Origin of the sequence: Nocardiopsis mangrovi (genome assembly GCF_042653925.1) — a bacterium.
Classification (GTDB): Bacteria; Actinomycetota; Actinomycetes; order Streptosporangiales; family Streptosporangiaceae; genus Nocardiopsis_B; species Nocardiopsis_B mangrovi.
In genome coordinates, this window is the sequence record NZ_JBHSFQ010000083.1 from 1 (window position 1) to 1341 (window position 1341).

The 1341-nt window shown below is 68.9% G+C and carries 1 pseudogene; it reads left to right on the forward strand.

The window, feature by feature from the left end:
• A pseudogene (locus ACFO4E_RS30020) lies at nucleotides 1-1341 on the forward strand (DNA-directed RNA polymerase subunit beta); the annotation flags it as partial.

Sequence of the window (1341 nt, forward strand, 5' to 3'; positions counted from 1 at the left end):
AGCACGACGACGCCAACCGCGCGCTCATGGGCTCCAACATGCAGCGCCAGGCGGTGCCGCTGCTGCGTGCGGAGTCCCCGCTGGTGGGCACCGGCATGGAGTACCGCGCCGCCACCGACGCCGGCGAGGTCGTCCTCGCGGAGAAGGCGGGTGTGGTCGAGGACGTCACGGCCGACTACGTCACGGTCATGGCCGACGACGGCACGCGCAAGACCTACCGCCTCGGCAAGTTCCGCCGGAGCAACCAGGGCACCTGCTTCAACCAGCGGCCCATCGTCAGCGAGGGCCAGCGGGTCGAGGAGAGCCAGGTCCTCGCCGACGGCCCCTCGACCGACAAGGGCGAGATGTCGCTGGGCAAGAACCTGCTCGTGGCGTACATGTCGTGGGAGGGCCACAACTACGAGGACGCCATCGTCCTCTCCCAGCGCCTGGTGCAGGACGACGTCATGTCCTCGATCCACATCGAGGAGCACGAGGTCGACGCCCGCGACACCAAGCTGGGTCCTGAGGAGATCACCCGGGAGATCCCCAACGTCAGCGAGGAGGTCCTGGCCGACCTCGACGACCGCGGGATCATCCGGATCGGCGCCGAGGTCGTCGACGGCGACATCCTGGTGGGCAAGGTGACGCCCAAGGGCGAGACCGAGCTCACTCCCGAGGAGCGGCTGCTGCGCGCGATCTTCGGCGAGAAGGCCCGCGAGGTCCGCGACACCTCCCTGAAGGTGCCGCACGGCGAGTCCGGCAAGGTCATCGGCGTGCGCGTGTTCAGCCGCGACGAGGGCGACGAACTGCCGCCCGGCGTCAACGAGCTGGTCCGCGTCTACGTGGCCCAGAAGCGCAAGATCACCGACGGCGACAAGCTGGCCGGCCGCCACGGCAACAAGGGCGTCATCGCCAAGATCCTCCCGCAGGAGGACATGCCGTTCATGGAGGACGGCACGCCGGTCGACATCGTCCTGAACCCGCTGGGCGTCCCGGGGCGGATGAACGTCGGCCAGATCCTGGAGATCCACCTGGGCTGGCTGGCCCAGAACGGGTGGAAGGTCGACGGCGACGACGAAGGCTGGAAGCAGGCGATGCGCGCCATCGGCGCCGACGACATCTCCGCCGGCACCAAGGTCGCGACGCCCGTGTTCGACGGCCTGCGCGAGGACGAGATCGGCGGCCTGCTCGGCTCCAGCCTGCCCAACGAGGACGGCATCCGGCTGGTCAACGAGCACGGCAAGGCGCGGTTGTTCGACGGTCGTACCGGTGAGCCGTTCGCGGAGCCGATCGCGGTGGGCTACACCTACTTCCTGAAGCTGCACCACCTGGTGGACGACAAGATCCACGCGCGTTCCA